This window comes from Chitinophaga sp., assembly GCF_039596455.1.
Lineage (GTDB): Bacteria > Bacteroidota > Bacteroidia > Chitinophagales > Chitinophagaceae > Chitinophaga.
The window spans coordinates 59,839-79,651 of sequence record NZ_JBCNJR010000008.1 but is presented as its reverse complement, the minus strand read 5'-3'; the positions used below and the strand labels follow the sequence as shown (position 1 = coordinate 79,651).

Here is a 19,813-nt window from a genome sequence, read left to right as displayed (position 1 = left end):
GATGGTCAGTTAAGATGATGAATTGTTTTCCGCCGGTTTGGCGCGCGCCAGCTGAAGGAACACCTCGTTCATGGAATCTGCCCGGTATTGTTCCTTCAGGCGGGCCGGCGTGTCCAGCGCTTTTATTCTGCCGTCTACCATAATGGAAATGCGGTTGCAATACTCCGCTTCGTCCATATAGTGCGTGGTCACGAAAATGGTGACGCCGCCGTCTGCCGCTTCGTAGATCAGGTCCCAGAACTGGCGCCGGGTAATGGGGTCTACCCCGCCCGTAGGCTCATCCAGGAACACAATAGACGGGTTGTGCAGCACGGCAATGGAAAAAGACAATTTTTGTTTCCAGCCCAGCGGCAGGGAGCTGACCAGGTGATCCGCCTCCTTTTGCAGCTGCAGCTTTCCCAGCAGCTCTTCCGTTTTGCTTTTGATCTGCTGGTGGCTCAGGCCATAAATACCGCCGTAGAAGCGGATGTTCTCTTTCACCGTCAGATCTTCGTAAAGCGAGAACTTCTGGCTCATATAGCCGATGCGCCGCTTTACCTGCTCAGCCTGTGTGAAAATATTGAAGCCGGCTACTGTAGCTTCACCGGAAGAAGGTTTCAACAAGCCGCACAGCATGCGCATGGCGGTGGTTTTCCCGGCGCCGTTGGCCCCCAGGAAGCCGAATATTTCCCCCTGCTCCACTTCAAAAGTGATGGCGTTGGTGGCAATAAAATCGCCAAAACGTTTGGTGAGGTTGCGGGTAACGATAGCTTTGCTCATACCGTTTCATTTTGTTCCTGCATCAGCTGCATGAAAGCATCTTCAATGCCGGGCTGCGCGGGTTTGATCACCAGGTTGCCGTGCTGCAACGGGGCCAGGTAGGCTTCCGCTGCTGCTACGGGTACATGCAGCGTTACATGCAGGTATTCCCCAAAGGCAAAACAGCTGTCTGTTCCTTCAAAGGCCCGCAGGTCTTGTATGAGACGGAACATATTGTCTGCCCGCATAGCCCATATCTTTTTGCCGTAGCTTTTTACGATGTTGCCGGGCGTGTTGATCTGCATGATCTCCCCTTTCTGGATCAGCGCAACCCGGTCGCAGAGCATAGCTTCATCCATGTAAGGAGTGGATACGAGGATGGGGATGCCTTTCTGCCGCAGGCGCTGCAGCATTTCCCAGAACTCTTTGCGGGAAACGGGGTCTACGCCCGTGGTGGGCTCATCCAGGAACAGCACGGCTGGTTTGTGCACCAGCGCGCAACACAGTGCGAGCTTCTGTTTCATACCGCCGGAAAGTTTGCCTGCCGGACGGTTTTTGAAGGGCGCTATCTGATCGTAGATGTCTTTGATGAGATCATAATTCTCTTCCACACTGGTTTTAAAAATAGTGGCGAAGAAATTCAGGTTCTCTTCAATGGTGAGGTCCTGGTAGAGGGAGAAGCGCCCCGGCATATAACCCACCTGCCGGCGGATGGCCTTGTAATCTTTCACCACATGCAGGCCGTTCACAAAGGCGTTCCCCTTGTCTGCCAGCAGCAGTGTGGCCAGTATGCGGAACAGGGTAGACTTTCCCGCGCCGTCCGGCCCGATGAGGCCAAACAGCTCCCCTTCTTCCACCGCAAAAGAAATGTTGTGGAGGGCCTTTACATCACCAAAACTCTTGTGTACGTTTTCTATCACAATGGGTTGCATAACGCAATTATTGAGTGATCCTTAATTCTCCCGGCATGCCTATTTTGAGGCTGCCGTCATTTTGTACGCGCACTTTTACGGCGTATACCAGCTGTACCCTTTCCTCCCTTGTCTGGATGGTTTTGGGCGTAAACTCCGCTTCAGACGCTATCCAGCTTACCGTACCCGGCCAGTTTTTGAGGCTGCCGTCAGGCATGTCTGTCTGCACCGTTACCTGCTGGCCGGTTTTCAGGCGCGGCAGCTGGCTGCCGCTCACGTAGGCGCGGAGGTACATGGTATTGAGGTCTGCTATCTTGTATAGCGGTTTGCCGTAGTTCACCACCTCTCCTTTTTCCACGTACTTGGTGAGCACGGTACCGGCCACGGGGTTGATAACGCGGCTTTGGGCCAGTTGCTCCTTCACCTGCTCTACCTGTAGCTGCAGGGGCTGCGTTTCACTGCTGATGCCGCTTACCTGTGTATGGAGAGTGGAGGCGGTGGAGGCATATTGTTTTTCCAACACGGCAATGGCCGCGTTGATATCGTCCAGTTGTTTGGGTGTGGCGGCGTTGGCCTTCAGCAGGTTCTGGATGCGCTGCCTTTCTTTCTGCTGGGTGGCTATCTGCTGGCGGATCACTTCCAGTTGAGGGTTTACCTCCGGCTTTTTGCTCAGCACCGCCTTGATATTGGCGCCCAATTGCGCTTTGCGCAGGTTGAGCTGCACGGAGTCTATACCGCCCACCAGGGCATTGGCGGCCAGCTGCATGCCTTCCTCCACGCTGAAAGTGAGCAGGCGGCCGGTGGCCTCCGCAGACACGATCACTTCTGTGGACTCAAAGTTCCCGTAGGCGTCCGCCGCGTTTTCCCTGTTGCCGCAGGCGGTTAAGAGCGTTAGTATTGATATGGCCGTTACCGTTGTTTTCATCAGTGTATGTTTTAATTGCCTTTAATAACCTGGTAATTCAATGTGGCGTAGACCCATTGTATGTGGTGCGTTTTCTCCGCTATCACCGCCTGCGTTTCTGCGTGCAGGTCGGTAAGATAGTCATGTACCGTCATCACCCCGTTGTCCAGCTGCGCGGCAGATACCGTGCGCACGCTTTTGCGCAGGGAAACAATTTCCTTGTCTTTTTCCAGCGCGGCGGACAGGTTGCTGATCTCGGCAGACTGCTGCAGCAATTGCGAACGCGTTTGCAGGGAAAAGGTTTCAGACTGCGCGGCCACGGTACGCTCCTGCTGCTGGAGAATGGCTTTCTCCGTGCGGTTGTAGCGCCAGTTCCAGAGCGTCCAGTTGAGGCGCAGGCCGCCTATGTAGTAGAAGTCGAACTTGTTGTCAAGCATATTAAGACCCGGCCGGCCATAACCGCCGGTGGCAAAGGCGCTCAGCCTGGGCATGCTGCGCGTGCCGGTGAGGCGGCCCTGCTGCTGCAGTACGTCTGCCTGGTAGCGGTACAGCTGCAGCTCAGGGCGTTGCAGCTCTCCGCTTTGCTCAGGTTGAGCGGCGGGTAATTGCAGCTGCACATCTTCCCCTATATCTTTCCCCGTGAGCAAGGCCAGTACCTGAATGGCGGCGCGTTTGCCTGTTTGGGCCTCATATACCTGCTGCTCCGTTTTCAGCAGCTCCGCCTTCAGTATGTCTACCTGGCTGGCCAGCACCGTGCCGTTGTCTACCCCGGCCTGCAGCCGTTCCATCCGCTGCTTTACCTCGGCCTGCATCTGCTGCCTGGCGGCCAGGTTCTCTTCCCACAGCAGTGCGTTAAAATAGACCTGCATTACCTGCTGGCGCAGCTTGTGCATTTCCACCTCCACCCTTTGCTGCTCGGTTTTCTGTTGTGCCAGCTGCAGCTCCCGCTGCCCTGCGGTGACGCCGCCGTCCCAGATGGTTTGTTTCACCATCAGCTCAACATTGTACTGGTCTCTGGGAATAGTGGGGATGTTCACATTGGGTAGTTTAATGGGGATGCTCACTACGTCTGACTGGTAAGTGGCCTTGCCGCCCAGCTCTACCTGCGGCAGGTAACCGGTTTTGATGTTACGTAGCTGCAGGGCTGTTACCTCGTCTACCACCTGTTTCTGTTTGAGCATGGGGTAATACTCCCGCGCGTAATGCCAGGCGGAATCCAGTGTGAGGCGCTGCTCCTGGGCGTGTAACCGGCCTGTGGCCAGCAGCCCCAAAAGCAGCAGGGGAAAGAATTTCATAATTAACTCTTTTATTTAACTATTTGGTTAATTCCATCACAAAAAAAATCAGGGCCGTAATGCGTGCATCACAAAATCCGTCACAAACTTCTTCCGCTCTTCCATCATCATGCCGAACTGTACATCATTTACTGTAAAAGCCGCCTGCAGCAAAGGTTTGGCCACAAACGGGAATATACACATGGAAATAATGCTGATCATCAGCTGGCCGGGATTCACCTTTCTGAAAACGCCCTGCTCCATGGCCGCCGCTATTTCCTTGATAAATACCTGTACGTTGGGAAAAAGGGGCGCATGCAAAAACCGTTGTACAATACGCTCCGGGTTTTGCTGAATTTCATTCAGCACAAACAACGGCAGGTACGGATTGTCACTCAGTGTGGTGATGTAATGGCTCACGGCCGCACCTATTTTGTCCTGCACCGGCATTTTTTCCGCCAATACGGCGTTCACCCTCACCAGCAGCTGATCTATAGCCTCCCAGAACACTATTTCAAACAGCTTTTCCTTGCTGCGGTAGTAATAATGCAGCATGGCCTTGTTGATACCCGCTTCGTCCGCAATATCCTGCATCCTGGCGCCGGCCAGGCCCCTGTGCATGAATATTTTCCTGGCTGCTTCTATGATCTGTTGCTCCGTGGTATTTAATGTCTGCATCGTTAACTCTCTTATTTAACCATTTGGTTAAACTCCTGACAAAGATATTAAAATAATTGAACGGGCCAAATAAAAAATAAAAAAGCCGGGGTACGATTACCCCGGCGGCTGTTTTCCTACAACTGTTTACTTATTCGGTTCAATATTCTTTATGAGGTGTTTAACAAAGGATGCTTCAGGCCGGTTGCCGCATGGCGGTTACCCGCTGCTCAAAGGTATCTGCCGGCAGCTGGTCTGCCGCAATCTGGCCCAGCAGCTCCATCATGCCCGCATCATGTACCGCGCGGCGGCCGGTTTTCAGGTCTATATGGGTGAAAGTAGACCAGAGCACGGATTTCACTTTTTTCTTTTCTTCGTCCGTCATCCACATTTCCACCCTTATCTGGCTGTCCGTAAAATCCAGCACGCGGGAAAAGATACACACCCGCTCCGCTACCAGCGCCGGTTTAAGATAGGCTATCTGGTGCTGGGTCACTACCCAGCCAAACCCTTTGGCCGCGTAGCTCTTCAGCTGAATGCCGTAAGCGTCTGCCAGGTGGTCTTCACGGGCATTCATAAAATAGTTGATGTAGGCAGCATTGTTCAGATGGCTGAACGGATCGCAGTCATTAAAACGGATAATGTAAAGGCTTTCCGGTTCTTTGATCATATCGCATGGTTTTAATGCTTCGAATGTAAAGAAAAAGCCGGGACCAGTGCGAAACTGCCCGGCCTTGCTAGTGTCAATTTGTTTTTAAACGCATCAGGGTCAATCAACGGACTATGAAAGTATGCAGTCTTCCGATTTTTATCCTACCAGTTCATGGATGGTGAGCCCACCATCAATATTGTATTCTGCGCCGGTAATGAAAGAAGCGTCCGAGGAGGCCAGGAAGGCCACCAGTTTGGCCACTTCTGCCGATTGCCCGGGGCGGTTAAGCGGTATCCTTTCTGCAAATTTTTTGTGGAACGCTGCTATGCTGTCGTCGTCCATACCGGCTTTGGCCAGTATGGGTGTTACGATGGGTCCCGGGTTCACCACGTTTACGCGGATGTTACGGGAGGCCAGTTCGCGACTTAACGTTCGGCCAAGGGAATTCAGCGCGGCTTTACTGGCAGAGTATACTGAAGACCCCGGCATGCCCGTAAAGGCATTCACGGAAGATAACAGTACGATGGAAGCGCCATCGTTCAGCAAGGGCAGAAATTTCTGTACAGTGAAAAAGGCGCCCTTGAAATTTATGTTCATCGTTTCGTCAAATTGCGCTTCCGTAACCTGATCTACGGGTACAAACGCTCCTATACCGGCGTTGACGAACAGCACGTCAACCTTGCCATAGGTGGTTTTTACCTGTTCTGTGAGCTGTGCGGCATCGGTGAGACTGGCCTGGTTAGCGGTAATACCCAAAGTACCGTTGCCCAGCGTGGCTGCAGCCGCTTCAACAGCAGTGCGGTTGCGCCCCGTAATCACCACCTTTGCCCCCCTGGCTATGAACTCTTCTGCCGTAGCGTACCCTATTCCACTGTTGCCGCCTGTGATAACGGCCACTTTATTCTGTAAGGTGCTCATAAAAGTGTGTGTTAATTTATATCGATTTATTTAAAAACTTCGATGTATTTGGCCAAAAAAAATCAGCTGAGCTGTAAAAAGAACATGGAAAGGTGTTTCATCATTTCCCTGTTGATGGTCAACGTCACATTCCGGCCCTCCTTGGTGCTGATGAGCACCCCGCTATCTACCAGTATCTTGATGTGATGGGATACGGTAGGTTGCGAAAGACAGGTAAAATCCTTAATCTCACCGCAGCAAAGACACTCCTGCCGTGCTATCTTCATGAGTATAGCCATCCGGTTCTTGTCTGCCAGAGCGTTCGCTGCTTTCTCAATCATCGCTGCGTCCATGATGCAAATATAGGTAGTTTTTTGAAATATCGAAATCTATCGATTTATTTTTTTTCTCCGCCAACCTGGGCACTGTCACAGCAGGGGGGAAATCAGCCGCACCACCGCCTCCCCCAGCCTCGCCCAGCGGCCGCGGTCACGCCAGCCGTCCAGCATCAGCTCATTGCTGTAAAGAGCATCCTGCAAAAATACTTCCGTGAGCTTCCAGTTGATCTCCCGGCTGTACACAAAAGCATTTACCTCAAAGTTAAAGTCAAAACTGCGGATATCCATATTTGCCGTGCCTACTACAGACAGGTTATCATCTACCACCATGGTTTTGGCATGTACAAAACCCTTGTTGTACCGGAAAATGCGCACACCGCAGGCCAGCAGGTCTTCATAAAAAGACTCCGCGGCCTTGTTCACCAGGCGGCTGTCACTTTCACCGGGCACCAGCAGGCGCACGTCTACACCAGAGAGGGCGGCCTGCTGCAGGGCATTGTAAATGGCTTCGTTGGGAATGAAATACGGGGTGGTAATGTAGACGGAACGCTCCGCCTGATTAATGGCGGCCAGAAAGGAGAGCATAATGGAAGAGCGCTCTGAATCGGGGCCGCTGGCGGCAATCTGCACCAGGTCATCTCCCTTGGTCTCAATGTCCGGGAAAAACTCCTGCGTAATGGGCAGGTCTGTTTCCGCACAAAAGTTCCAGTCTCCCATAAACAGGAACTGCAGCGTATGCACGCCCTGGCCTTTGATACGGAGGTGTGTATCTCTCCAGAAGGGCCAGTGCTGGTGAGCCTGGCGGTACCGGGGGTCATTGATATAGCGGTCTGCAATATTGATACCGCCTATGAAGCCGGTATGCCCGTCTATCACCACTATTTTACGGTGATTGCGATAGTTGAGGCGGTTGGCCAGCAGCCTGATCTTGTAGAAAGGGTACACTTCGATGCCGGCGGCCCTCATTTCCCGGAGGAAGCGGCGGTTAATATCACTGCTGCCAAAATCGTCATAAATGAACCGTACCTCCACGCCTTCCCTGGCCTTCTGCGTCAGGATGTCCATTACCTCGCGGCCAATGATATCTTCCTCAAAAATGTAGTACTCCAGGTGGATGTGATGCTGGGCGCTGCGCAGGGCGCTGAGCAGGGCGGGAAACTTCTCTTCTCCGTTAATGAGCACTTCCGTTTCATTGTCTGCCGTGATGGGAGACAGCGTATCCCGGAAAAGCAGACGGGCAATGCCGCCCTTGTTGTCTACCAGGGCGGAGTGTTCCAGCAGTGTATCCCTGTTCTCCTTGCGCAGATAGTCTTTAAGCCGCTCGCTGAGGCGCACGTTGCTCATCCATTTGCGGCTGTAGATACGGTTTACACGGCGGTTTACGCCAATGAGCAGGTAGATCACCACGCCCAGGCCGGGAATAAAAAAAAGCAGCAGCAGGTAAGCCAGGGTTTTACCCGTGGTACGGGTTTCCATAAGGGCTTTAACGGCTACCAGCGCCGTAAGGCCGTAGAGAATAATAATGCCGATGGATTGCCAGTGGTCTTTGAGGAATTGCAGCATACCGTGTACAATAATACGGATTTCTTTACACGGCATAAAAAAGCCGTACCATACCGCGTGCATTCTTCCGGGTTATTTTGCGGTATGATACGGCCATTACTTTCCTTGCGGGTTGCCTAGTTATTCCCGCCGCCGCCACGGTTGCCCATGCGCTGGCGCCTTTCTTCTTCGGCGGCTTTGTACTTCTTGTACTGCTCTTCCGTGAGAATGGATTTGATCTTTTCGTCCCTTTCATTGGCAAATTTCATGAACGCATCACGGTCCATGCGGTTGCCGGAGCTTCTGGCGCCTTCACGCGCTTTCTCCATGTCTTTGAATGATTTGGTGAACACAGAGTCCAGCTTCACCGTTTGTTCCGGCGTTATCTGGAGGGTTTCCTTCATACGGTCCAGCGTCATTTTCACGCGTTCTTCCACACTGCGGCGCTGGCCACCCTGCTGGGCCTGGGCACTGAAGTTTACGGCCAGCCCGAAAGCCAGCAATAATAGGAGCTTTTTCATGTTTTTCGTTGTTAGTGGGTGCTGTTAAGGAAATTTATATTAATGCTCATGATCCGTGACGGGTACTGTCTTCTTTCGGCTGGCTTCTGCGCGGGCCGCCGCCCATGCGTTTGATAACCTGCTGCACCAGTGTGTCAAACCGGGCCTGCTGTTCAGGGGTGCAGATGGCTTTCACCTGTTGAAAGTGACGGAATGTTTGCAGGTCCATCTGCTTCTGTTTGGCGGCAATGGAGTCTGCGGCGCTGTTGATCACTGAATCCGGCACGCTGGCCTGGTTCAGCAGTTTGTAAAAATTATTCCGGGCGTTGCGCAGCTCCCCGAAATAAGGCTTCATTTTATCCCAATGCTGGTCTTTCAGCTTTTTGTACTGTTCCATCTGCTCTGCGTTAAAGCCTACTTCCTTTTCCAGTATCTGGGTTACTCCTCCCCTGTCACTCTTGGCGCCATTGCCACCGGGGTGGGGCGGTTCCGGCTTTGCCCAAACAAAGAACACCAGCAGCAGAATATTGGTGAGTAACAGTACCAGTACCAGTAAACTCAGTACCTTATTCCTCGCAAATGTTTCCTTCATTATGGCTCTGTTTTATCATATTCGTAAAAAGTGGTGATGCCCAACTGGTACTCATCGGCAAAGGCCTGCTGCAGGGCGGTGGTTTCTACCAGCTCCGCAGTGGTTTTGAGTTTAGATACAAACATGAACCCGTTGGCTGCCAGTATCAGCACCACCGCGGTAATAGCCACTGAAGGCCTGGTGATCAGCGCAATAAGACGGTCCCAGGCATCTGCGGGCCTGGCCTGCTGCATACGTGCCATGAGCCGGGTATAGAAATAAGGCGCCGGTTCTGCACGCTGCACCCCGTCAAGGCTGCGCATGGTCTGTTCTGTTTCCTGTTGTATGTCTCGTCTCTGCTTCATATTCGCTGTATTTAAATTAGACGATAATTATGCTGAAAACTTGCACTTAATCTTCATTTCTGTAATAATCTTCCAGTTGCTCCCGCAGGTTCTGCTTGGCGCGGTGCAGCAAACCCTCTACCGCAGACACGCTGGCATCCATGGCCTCCCCTATCTGCCGGCTGCTGAGGCCTTCCAGCTTTTGCAGCACAAAGGCCACTTTCTGGCTTTCCGGCAGGCTGGCAATGGCCCTGAAGAGCAGGGCGGCCCTTTCCTTGTCTGCCAGCTGCACGCCCGGGTGATGAAAGTCCGGCGGGTCTATCAGCAGCTCGTTCTGCTGGCCGAAGAGACTGTACACCTTGCCCCAGCGCTTTTTGCGTGTTTTTTTCCGCAAATGGTCCAGGCACTTGGTAACCGTAATGCGGTACAGCCAGGTAGATATCTGTGATTCCCCCTTGAAGCTGCCAACAGACTCAAACACCTGCATAAACACTTCCTGGGCTACATCTTCGGCATCGGCGGCATTTTGCAGGATGCCAAGGGCAGTGTTGTAAACCATGCCCTGCCAACGGGCCACCAGATCTTTAAAGGCGGCCTCGTTCCCCTGCTTTAATTGTGCTATGATGTCCGTCAATGCGCTCTGTGTATGGTGTTAAAACGATCTGTTGCGCTGCATCATACCGGGAGGCGGCCCGTCACCGCGGTCTCCACGGTCATACCGCTCGCGGAACTCACCTCTTTGCTCCCGCTCCGGCATTTTGAGCTTGCCAAAGTTCCTTAACCTGTAAGTAAATGTAAGCATAAAATACTGTGTGAGCACCTGGTTCTGCTCATCAATGATCTCCAGCCCGTTCATGGTACGGCTTACGCTCCGGTTCTGCTTCAGCAGGTCAAATACAGACAGCCGCAGCTCACCGCGCTGGTTTTTGAGGAACTTTTTGCCCACGGCGGCGTTCCAGAGCCAGAAACGCTGGTCAAAACCGTCGCCCAGGCCTTTGGTAAAGGTGTGGTTCACCTCATTTTGCACCACCCAGCCGTTCTTGCTCAGCAGGTTTACGCTGGCGGCGGCATTGTGGGTGGAATAGTTGGCATTGTTACGGGGGTCTATGGTATTTTTGAGCACATTGAAATTGGCGTTGTAAGACACGGTGAAGTCAACATACTCGCTGATGTTGCTGCTTACCACCGCGCCCAGGCTGTAGTTGTAGTTATGGGAGAACCCTTCCACATAGTTAGACACACCGGGCGTACGCACGTAGCCCAGGCCTGCGTTCATGTTGAAGTTGGATTTGATGAACTTCAGCGGTACCCCATAAGTAAAGAAAGACCGCGCACTGAAATACCCGTCCATGTTCATGGCCTTGGTAAGGCGGCCGCCTGCCTTCAGGGTGTCTGTAGCCGTCAGCAGGGAGTCACGCGCGCTGGTGTAGATGCCGTTGGCAATATAGTCCTGGTTGGTTTGAACGAACACATTGGCAAAGAAGTTATTCCCGTTGGCCGTGTTGGTGTAGTTATACCGGCCGGCCACCATGTGCCCGAACTGCTGCCGCAGGTTGGGGTTACCGATCCTTACGTTGGTAAGGCCGGAATAGATGTATACATCCTGCAGCTGGTCTATAGACGGCTGGTTAGTGGATGACCGGTAGAAGATGCGGAGGCGGCTGTAGTCAGACAGCTTGTACATCAGCATGGCATTGGGCAATATGTTCTGGAAGCTTTGCTTACCGGCAAACACGGTAGGGTACTCCCGCTTCGTCTCCATTTCCGCGTACTGGTAGTTGACGCCTACAGACAGCATCTTGTCACGGTTGCCCAGGCGGTAAGTAAGCCCTGCGGCCTGTGTGTTGTATTTGTTGCTGAAGAGGTTGGACTGCGAAGGGTCGAGTATGGTGTAGTCTTTCCCGTCATAGTCATATTCATACGCCTTGCGGTCAGAGCTGTTCTTTGACCACGAGGGGTTATAGCTCACCTGCAGCTGGCCTGACTTGCCTACAGGCTCCGTATAAGACACGTTCACGTTGAAAGACTGGCCGTTGGAAAGGGGCCTTACGCGCTGGCGCAGGGAGTCGTCAATACCTTTCCCTACAATGTAGTTAAGGTCACTGTTGGTAAAGGTTTCCCCGGTACGGTCATTAGTGCTCAGGCCCAGGCCCACGCTGATGGTGCGCCCGCGTTTGGCAAAGGCGTGGCGGTAGAGCAGGTTGCCGTTCAGGTTGTAGCCTGAATTGACCCTGTCGCTGTTGGCAGCGTTGGTGCTCATCAGGTCTTCGTTGGTGAGCGTGTTGCCAAAGGAGTTGGAAAACCCGCTGTTCTTCTGGAAGCTGATGCTGGGCGTGAATATGATGGTATTGTTGGAATCTATGTTGTATTCCACCCGTGCATTGATGCGGTGGTTGTAGTTGGTGCTGCCGCTGGTGGCCGTATCGTTCTCTATCCGCTGGGTAATGGAATCTATAGCCGTTTGCACGCGTGATATTTCGGAATTGCGCTGGGTGGCGTTATTGAAGAAATAACTGCCGCTGAAGGTCACTTTTTTGCCCCAGTTATCGTTAAAGTTGATGCCGAAAGAATTGGTGGTGTTCAGCCCGTTCTGCTGGCCTACCATGAAGTTGTTGCCCCCGCCACTGAAGCCGCCGCCGCCGCGGCCACCGCCGCCTCTTCCGCCACGCCCGCCGCCACGGCCACCGCTACCGGCATTCTGTACGCCCAGCAGGTCCTGGCTGGAGAAGTTCTGCTGGTTCACGTTGTTGGCCAGGCCAATGATGGAAATGCGTTTATCGTCTTTGAAGAGGTTCACGTTGCCGCCGGCGGAATAACGCCCGTCTGTACCATAGCCGGCATATATCCTGCCGAACTGCCCCTGCCGCATCTCCGCGCGGGTCACAATGTTAATGGCCTTTACAGAGTTACCGTCGTCAAAACCGGTAAAGCGCGCCTGGTCACTCATCCTGTCAAACACCTCAATTTTGGAAATCACTTCCGCGGGCAGGTTGCGCAGGGCCAGCGTAGCATCATCCCCGAAAAACTCCTTGCCGTCTACCGTAATTTTCTTTACATCTTCGCCGCCCGCTTTCACCGTACCGTTCTCTACGGTAATGCCGGGCATCTTTTTCACCAGGTCTTCCCCGCTGGCGTCAGGGTTTACCTTATAAGCATCTGCATTGTACTGCAGGGTGTCTCCTTTTTGCTGGGAGGGCGGCACCTGGCCTTTGATCACTACTTCCTTCAGCTCGCGGGAGGATTTGGGCATGTAAATAGTGCCCAGGTCTTGCGTTTCCGCCTGCAGCATAATGGCGCGGGTCAGTTCTCCGTACCCTACAAAGCTGATGGTAAGAATATAAGGCTTCTGGGCAAGACCTGTCAGTTCAAAAGCGCCTGAAGCGTTGGTGATAGCCTGTTTTTTGAATGCGGCATCTTCCGGGGAGCTCAGCCTTACGGTTGCGTTTCTCAAAACGGTACTATCCCCCTTATCCCTCAACACTCCTTTCAGTACCAGTTCCTGCGCAAACAACCCATGTGCGCAGGTCAGCAATAAAATTGTAAAAATCAGTGCATGCCGCATATTACGTTGGTTAGTCTGATTGGTTGGACGATGTTTTGACGGGAACCATTCGGCGGCCGGGGCAAAAAATTGTTAACGGCGGGAGGACGGGTGTTGACCGGAAAAAGGCAGTGATAAGCGGAGCCGGGAAACAAAAAGCCGGCGCCGGTACCAACAACAAGGGCCGGCCGTTCACAACGGCCAGCCCTTTATCTTGATAATTTTGATCACTGCTGATGTGCGGCTTATCACTTACTTGGCGTCTCTCACATAGGTGTTCAGCCATTGCGTTTGCTCCCACAGCATATGCAGCAGGTTTTCCCTGGCGGTGTACCCATGGCTCTCGAACGGCAGTTGCACAAAGCGCACCGTACCGCCATGTCCTTTGATGGCGTTGTACAGCCGCTCGCTCTGGATGGGGAAGGTACCGGAATTATTGTCCATCTCCCCGTGTATCAGCAGCAGCGGCGTTTTGATCTTGTCTGCAAAGCTGAAGGGGCTCATGTTGTAATACACCTCCGGGGCCTGCCAGTAGGTACGTTCTTCCGCCTGGAAACCGAAGGGCGTAAGCGTGCGGTTATAGGCGCCGCTGCGGGCAATGCCGGCCTTGAACAGCTTCGTATGTGCGAGGAGGTTAGCGGTCATGAAAGCGCCGTAGCTATGGCCGCCTACGGCTACGCGAGTGCTGTCTCCCACGCCCATTTTAGCCAGTGCCTGAATGGCGGCGTGGGCATTGAGGTATAACTGGGGAATGAAATTATCGTTCGGCTCTTTATTGCCCTCTCCTACAATGGGCATTTCCGCATTGTCAAGAATAGCGTAGCCCTGGGTAACCCAGAACAGCGGGCCGCCATACCCTACACGGGTGAACGTGTACCTGGAGCCGCGCACCTGGGCGGCATCTGCGGCAGATTTGTATTCACGCGGGTAAGCCCAGATGAACACGGGCAGCGGGCCGTCTTTTTTGGCATCATAGCCTTTGGGCAGGTAAAGGTTGCCGGTGAGGTTTAGCCCGTCTGCCCTTTTGTAGGATATTTTTTGTTTGCTCACCCCTTCCATGGCTTTGTAGGGATTGGCAAAGTCCGTGATGGGCGTGCCGGTGGCGGAGCGCTTGCGCAGGTCCCGGATGTAGTAGTTGGGCACGTCTGTAACGCTTTCACGCAGGGTGAGCATGATGAGCTTCTCGGGGTCAAGGGCCTCTATCACCCGCTCATAGTAAGGCGCCTGGCAACGCCAGAGCACAGTGCCTTTGCGGGTTTTCAGGTTATAGCTTTGTACAAAGGGCATGTCTCCCTCCGGGGAAGCGCCGTCTGAGTTGAGCAGCAGCTCCCCGTTCTTCCTTACGAACAGTACGCGCTCGTTGTACTGGTTGTATACGGTGAAGGGGGTACCAATATCGCTGTAAGCGTCGTTGCTGCTTTTTTCGAAAAGGGAATCCAGCCGGCCCGTTACGCTGTTGAATGTGCTGATACGTTCCCGCCGGTCTGCGAACATAGATTCATACACCAGCGCCAGTTCTTTTGTGCTGCCCCATATTACGCGCCTGAAGCGGCGCTGGGTGCGGAACAGCTCTTTCGGTTCCCCGGCGGCAACGGCATCTATGGCGTACAACCCGTCGCGGAACGGCGCTTTTTTGCGGCCCAGGCCGCCGTCTAGCGCCTTGATGTAAGTGATGGTATGCGCTTCATCATCTTTCCAGCTAAAGCCGCGGGGTACGTCCATCACGTCATCAAACCCGATGGGCGCGCCTTCTGAAGAGGGCGTTTTGGCCAGTACCTTCTTCTCTCCACCGTTCAGGTCTGTTACCAGTGTGGTGGAGGGAAAGCCGTAGGCGGGCACCAGGTAAGAGAAGGGCTTTTCTATACGGCGCAGCAAGAGGTATTGTTTATCCGGCGAAACGGACATGCTGGCGTAGATGGCAGGCGTACCTATTTTTTGCTCGGTTTGCAGGTTGTTCAGCACCAGCTGGGAGGTGGTGATGTAAGCAAACAGGGTTTCGTCATACGGGCTTTTGATAAGGTCCTGGTACGTACGGGAAGCGGCGGCCCTGCCCTTGCTTTCCTGTACCACGGGGCCTTGGGGAGCCGCGGGCTGCACGGGCAGCGCGCCAATGCCGGCGGGCACGGTCTTGTACAGCAGCGTATCATTGCCTGCCCAGGTATAGGCTGCGCCCATAGCCGCATTCACCGGTGCGGTGTTGATCTTCCGGGCGGCGCGGCCGGCAATGTCTATAACGTAAAGGTCTATACGATCATTTTCACTATGCAGGAAAGCGGCGCGTTGGCCGTTGCTGTTCCAGCTCAGGCTGGAAATGCGCGGCTCCGCGGGCATGCCGCTGATGCTGAATACTTCCCCGGTGCGGATGTTCTTGAGCTGCAGCCCTGCGCCGTAGGCTTGCCTGCTGGGCCCGAAATTGCGCGGGTTGAGGCGAAGACCGGCTATGCGCAGCTCCGGCTGTGCCAGCTCTTCTACCGGTTCATAAGAATTACGTTCGGTCAGTATCATCCACTCCCCGCCCCTGCTTACGCTGACGGAGGGTGTGGGTTTGGCCAGCAGCAGCTCTTCCAGCACAGCGGGCGGTCTCTGATAGGTCACATTGTCCTGGGCATGGGCCGCAAGCCCTGCCAGCAGGCAAAGGGATAGTACAGATCTTCTCATTGCAGAAACAGATTTAGATTCCAGGTAAAAATCAATATTATCCGGCTAAAATAAAACAAACAGCCGTAAAAGGCGGCAAAACTTGCGTACTAGTACGTACCCGGTGTATTTGAAAAAGCCCTAACTTTATGTTGACCATATCCCGCATACCTTATTTCATAACCCCAAAAAGCACAATTATGGAACAGCTTAAAACGCTGCTGTTTGTGCGTGCCGAAAACAACGGAGTATTTGACGGCTCCTTTCTGGGCACGCCCATCACCATGAATGGCAGCATTACCCATTCCACCAAAGAAGACGAATTTTTAATCACAAAAGGCTTCATCAACATGGGCCGAATTCCGGGGCTGGAAACCAGCGGCGCTTTTACCCTGGAAGCTGTGATCACTCCCGAGGCCGTTACCGGCAGCCGGCAGAACATCATGGAATCTCAATCCCCTCCAGCCGCGCTTTTCATCGACAATAAAGGTTTGCTCACCGGCAGCGTGCACGTAAAAGGAACGGGCTGGCAAAGCCTGGCGGCCAAAACCCCGCTGGCAGCCGGCAAAGCCTATCGTGTGCGTTTCTCAAGAGACGCGGGCGGCAAAATGACGCTGGAGGTGAACGACAAATCTGTAGCCACGTCCAAAACCACCGGCGCCCTGGAACCGGTGGGCCAATTGGGCTTCAGGGCCGGCGCCGGCATGGACGGCAAAGCCTACCAGTTCAAAGGGAAGATCGGCAACATCACCATCCGCGAAGGCGCTTTTACCGCCACCGCCTGGAACAAACGGGTAAGGGACGCCAAGATCCTCGAAACGAGCATCAAAAATAAAATAGGCGCCGGCGCGCTGGTATCTGTTATAGCCAGCCTTGACGAGAGCCGCGCCCACCTGCAGCCCATCAAGGAAATCATGAACGCCGCCGGCGTGGAGAAGATCAGCGATCTTTCCACCCTGCAGGTCAAAGTGCCCACCGCCATTCCCAAAGGCAAGCTGCTGGTGGCCCCGCGCAAGTCAAGGATCATAGATGTGAACTGGGGCAATATTGCCGGCGGCTTCAAGGCGCTTACGGCCGCGCAGAAAAAAGAGCAGCTGGCGCGCTACCTGCCCAACCGCAACAGCAGCGCCGTGCTCAAGGCGGCGGCTACCGTAACGCATCCCGCACCGGGGCCTATCACCCCTGTTAATACCATTGGCGCCACAGGCCTCTCCGGCCGGCTGGACCATCTCACCATCCTGAACCGTACCGGCGTGCGCCTGCCTAAAGACGTGATCCGCAACAGCCCCACTCTGGCCGCTTTCCGCCCCGGCGTCAGCCTCAGCGAAGTAGTGCAGCTCAGTGGTACAGGCTTGCGGCTCAACAACAAGGAAACCTTTCTGCAACAGATAGCCGCCCGCAAGCCGGAAGCCTGGCCCATGCTCACGCAGCCGCCCAAGCCCATTAAAATGGTCACATTGCCCATAGGCGCGTCTGTGATCATTGCCGGCGTGCTGGACCTTACCAACACCCAGCTGGTGATAGAACCGGATGTGGAAAAGCTGTACATCATAGCGGAAAGAGTGATCTGCGGCCCCAACGCCACCATTACCTGGCGGCGCCCCGGCGGCTCTACTCCGCCGCGGTTGAATGATGACGGCCTCAACGGCCAGGGCTGGAACGGTATCCATACCAAACATGATTCGCGTGACGGGCTGGACGGCTCCAACGGCCAACCCGGCTCGGAAGGCATACCGGGCGCAGGCGGCCGCAATGCGCCTGCACTGGAAATGTGGGTGAAAGACCTTACCAACATTCCTAACCTGGACCTGAACGGGGAAGACGGCATCAAAGGCGGCGCCGGCCAGCGTGGCGGGCGCGGCGGAGACGGCGCAGACGGCGCTGGCGGTAAAAGGATATGGGTATTTGGCTGGCATTGCGTGAGCGACCCCGGAGATGGCGGAGACGGCGGCAATGGCGGCCGTGGCGGTGACGGCGGGCGCGGCGGCAACGGCGGCGCAGGCGGTAACATCACCATTGGCGTGCTGGACGGCACCCTGGCCTCCACCGTTACCAACAACGCCTTCCGCCTCAAAAACCAGGGCGGCCAGCGCGGCCGCGGCGGCGCGGGCGGTGAAGGCGGCAACGGCGGCATTGGCGGCCGCAGCGGCAACGGTGAAACCTGCAAAGACGGCCGCAACGGCCACAACGGCTCCAAAGGGCAACCCGGCGCTACAGGCCCTGACGCTTCCCTGGCCGGCCGCGACGCGGAAAACCGCTTCTTCCAGTTCAGTGAAGACGCCTGGGAAGAGCTGCTTACCCGGCCTTTTGTAACAGAGATCAATCCCTCCGAAGTATTCCCCGGCAATAAAATAACCCTGCGCGGCACGCAGTTCGCCAATAATGACCGGGTGGTGATAGAAGGCGTGGCCACCCTGGTACCCACCATCAACGCAGATGAAAGCATTTCCGTAAACGTGCCGCTCAATATTTCAGGCGGCCAGAAGTCTGTATACGTAAGGCGCGCATCAGACGGTACGGAAAGCAACCGCGTACCCATCCGCGTAAAACCGCAGCTGGACACGCTGCCCGCCAGTCTGCCACCTAATGCGGACGTGACCATCACCGGCAAGGCCTTCCTCACCGGCGCTTCCGTGCTCATCAACGGCGCCGCCATACCCGCCAGCAGCGTTACCGCCACCCAGGTGGTGTTCCGCATGCCGGGCACCGGCGGTACCGGCAGCAGCGGCGGCACGGTAAACGTAGCGGTCAGGAACCCTGACGGGCTGGTGAGCAACACGCGCACCGCCTCCAAACCGCGCATACTGGAAATACCCTTCACCTTCGGCGCCAACAACCTGCCCTTCAAAAATCCCACAGACGGCGTGCCTGACTGGGGCACGTTTGAAGATACCTTCGGCACTGCCGAAGTATGGCATGAGCTGCTTGACCCCCTCTTTGGCCACCCCGTGCTCACCGGCGCGTTTTATATTTTCTATGAGCACTTCCTGAAAGGCACCGCCAACGGCGGCCTGGCCACCGGCTTCTGCACCTCCATGGCCAGCTTTGTGGCAGACAAGCTCTGGAAGGGAGAAAACGACGCCGTCACTTTTTCCAAGGCCAGCATCCATAAAATGCTCACTGCCATTCACGGCAAACTGCTCAGCCGCGAAAGCCTCATCCACTTCCATGACCAAAGCCGGCAGGAAATTGCCCGCGTGGAAAAAACGGCCCGTGAAATTGAAAAGGTGTTCCTCACCGGCTGCGACCGTAACGTGGCGCCCCTCCTGTTCTTCATACCCTCCGGCGCCGTATGGGACGCTGGGTATATAGACGGTCTCAGCTCCAGCCATTGCCTCATGCCTTACCGCTTCGTATACCCGGAAGGCCACCCCGGCCCCAAACTGAGCGCAGATGGATCCACCACCACGGCCAGTCTGAACGGCGTAGAGCTCTATTGCTGGGATTGCAACCACCAGGATGATCCTAACTGCCGCATCAAATTCAGGATGGACGGCGGCGTGCTGCACTATGATTATTTTGACGGCGGCACGGACATACAGTTCTCCAGCAGCGATAACATTACGCTGGGCCAGATGAGCAACGGAGATTACCTGCTGGCGGACCATGACCTGCCCTTCTCCGGCCCCTTCGGTCTCACCAGCTTTATCATCGACTTCCTGCTGAGCCCTGCAGACCTGGAAATACTGGATGAAAACGGCCTGCGCGTTGGCCGCTTCAACAACAGCATCTACAGTGAGGTGCCGGACTCGCACCCCTGCTACCTGGTGCCCGGCGCCTACCTGCTGCCCGTAGACCGTAGCTATACGCGCCATATTGTAGGCAATGGCAGCGGCACTTACACCTTCAACAGCATTATGCCGGACGGTACTACCATCAAACTGGAAAACGTGGCCACCCAGCCCGGCCACCGGGATACGCTGATGATGAACGCAGACGCTTCACAGGTGCGCTTTGCGCCGCATGCGGAAAAAGAGTTCACCGTTACCTTCTCCAAGCTGGTAGGCAACCAGGTACGCTCGCTGGCTATCAGCGGCGTAGGCGGCGGCCCGGCCACGGAGGCAGATATTACGGTGGCGCCAGACCTCAGCCTGTTCAGGCTGGGCAACCGCAGCTCGCTGAAAAATGTGGAAGTGAAGGCTTTCTCTGTGAACAAAACGGCCAATACGCCGGTGAACAAAAAAGTATCGCTGCAGCTGCCGGTCAATCATGACCTGGTGGTATCTGTGAGCGACTGGAATACGGTAGACCTTCAGGCAGAAACATTAGGGTTTTAGTACAACCGAGCACCGATCTGCCATGGGCGC

At 54.8% G+C, this 19,813-nt stretch carries 16 protein-coding genes; 1 reads left to right on the top strand and 15 read right to left on the bottom strand.

From position 1 onward, the window contains the following. Positions 1-9: 9 nt before the first annotated feature. The 15 genes from ABDW36_RS21210 to ABDW36_RS21140 form a co-directional block, all read right to left on the bottom strand. Positions 10-759: an ABC transporter ATP-binding protein gene (locus tag ABDW36_RS21210; RefSeq protein ID WP_343703931.1), complete on the bottom strand. Its 750-nt coding sequence runs from the start codon at positions 757-759 to the stop codon at positions 10-12. Continuing rightward, positions 756-1,670, bottom strand: coding sequence for an ABC transporter ATP-binding protein (locus ABDW36_RS21205; RefSeq protein ID WP_343703930.1), 915 nt, complete (start codon positions 1,668-1,670; stop codon positions 756-758). Before ABDW36_RS21205 ends, ABDW36_RS21210 begins: the two co-directional genes overlap by 4 nt. A gap of 7 nt (positions 1,671-1,677) precedes the next feature. Beyond that, a complete protein-coding gene (locus ABDW36_RS21200) occupies positions 1,678-2,574 on the bottom strand; it encodes an HlyD family efflux transporter periplasmic adaptor subunit (protein ID WP_343703929.1) in 897 nt (298 codons plus the stop codon). A gap of 11 nt (positions 2,575-2,585) precedes the next feature. Then, the gene (locus ABDW36_RS21195; protein WP_343703928.1) at positions 2,586-3,848 is read right to left on the bottom strand and encodes a TolC family protein; all 1,263 of its coding nucleotides are present in this window, start codon (positions 3,846-3,848) and stop codon (positions 2,586-2,588) included. Positions 3,849-3,896: 48 nt separating this feature from the next. Further along, positions 3,897-4,505 (bottom strand): TetR/AcrR family transcriptional regulator, encoded by a 609-nt coding sequence (locus tag ABDW36_RS21190; RefSeq protein WP_343703927.1) that lies wholly within the window; start codon positions 4,503-4,505, stop codon positions 3,897-3,899. 175 nt (positions 4,506-4,680) lie between these two features. Further along, positions 4,681-5,154 carry an acyl-CoA thioesterase gene (locus ABDW36_RS21185; RefSeq protein ID WP_343703926.1) on the bottom strand — a complete coding sequence of 158 codons (474 nt, stop codon included), beginning with the start codon at positions 5,152-5,154 and terminating at the stop codon, positions 4,681-4,683. 138 nt (positions 5,155-5,292) lie between these two features. After that, positions 5,293-6,054 carry an SDR family oxidoreductase gene (locus ABDW36_RS21180; protein ID WP_343703925.1) on the bottom strand — a complete coding sequence of 254 codons (762 nt, stop codon included), beginning with the start codon at positions 6,052-6,054 and terminating at the stop codon, positions 5,293-5,295. A gap of 62 nt (positions 6,055-6,116) precedes the next feature. After that, positions 6,117-6,386: a metalloregulator ArsR/SmtB family transcription factor gene (locus ABDW36_RS21175; RefSeq protein ID WP_343703924.1), complete on the bottom strand. Its 270-nt coding sequence runs from the start codon at positions 6,384-6,386 to the stop codon at positions 6,117-6,119. Positions 6,387-6,461: 75 nt separating this feature from the next. Beyond that, on the bottom strand, positions 6,462-7,934 hold the full coding sequence (cls, locus tag ABDW36_RS21170) for a cardiolipin synthase (RefSeq protein ID WP_343703923.1): 1,473 nt from the start codon (positions 7,932-7,934) through the stop codon (positions 6,462-6,464). Between the two features lie 116 nt (positions 7,935-8,050). Beyond that, entirely contained in the window at positions 8,051-8,434 is a 384-nt protein-coding gene (locus ABDW36_RS21165) for a hypothetical protein (RefSeq protein WP_343703922.1), read from the bottom strand. Positions 8,435-8,480: 46 nt separating this feature from the next. Continuing rightward, a complete protein-coding gene (locus ABDW36_RS21160) occupies positions 8,481-9,005 on the bottom strand; it encodes a periplasmic heavy metal sensor (RefSeq protein WP_343703921.1) in 525 nt (174 codons plus the stop codon). Then, a complete protein-coding gene (locus ABDW36_RS21155) occupies positions 9,005-9,349 on the bottom strand; it encodes a hypothetical protein (RefSeq protein ID WP_343703920.1) in 345 nt (114 codons plus the stop codon). Before ABDW36_RS21155 ends, ABDW36_RS21160 begins: the two co-directional genes overlap by 1 nt. Positions 9,350-9,395: 46 nt before the next feature. Beyond that, positions 9,396-9,962 carry an RNA polymerase sigma factor gene (locus tag ABDW36_RS21150; RefSeq protein WP_343703919.1) on the bottom strand — a complete coding sequence of 189 codons (567 nt, stop codon included), beginning with the start codon at positions 9,960-9,962 and terminating at the stop codon, positions 9,396-9,398. Between the two features lie 18 nt (positions 9,963-9,980). After that, positions 9,981-12,890, bottom strand: coding sequence for an outer membrane beta-barrel protein (locus tag ABDW36_RS21145; protein ID WP_343703918.1), 2,910 nt, complete (start codon positions 12,888-12,890; stop codon positions 9,981-9,983). 231 nt (positions 12,891-13,121) lie between these two features. Beyond that, a complete protein-coding gene (locus ABDW36_RS21140) occupies positions 13,122-15,527 on the bottom strand; it encodes a prolyl oligopeptidase family serine peptidase (protein ID WP_343703917.1) in 2,406 nt (801 codons plus the stop codon). 179 nt (positions 15,528-15,706) lie between these two features. Here ABDW36_RS21140 and ABDW36_RS21135 point away from each other — a divergent pair, with 179 nt between their 5' ends. After that, positions 15,707-19,783 carry an IPT/TIG domain-containing protein gene (locus ABDW36_RS21135; RefSeq protein ID WP_343703916.1) on the top strand — a complete coding sequence of 1,359 codons (4,077 nt, stop codon included), beginning with the start codon at positions 15,707-15,709 and terminating at the stop codon, positions 19,781-19,783. The last annotated feature ends 30 nt before the right edge of the window (positions 19,784-19,813 follow it).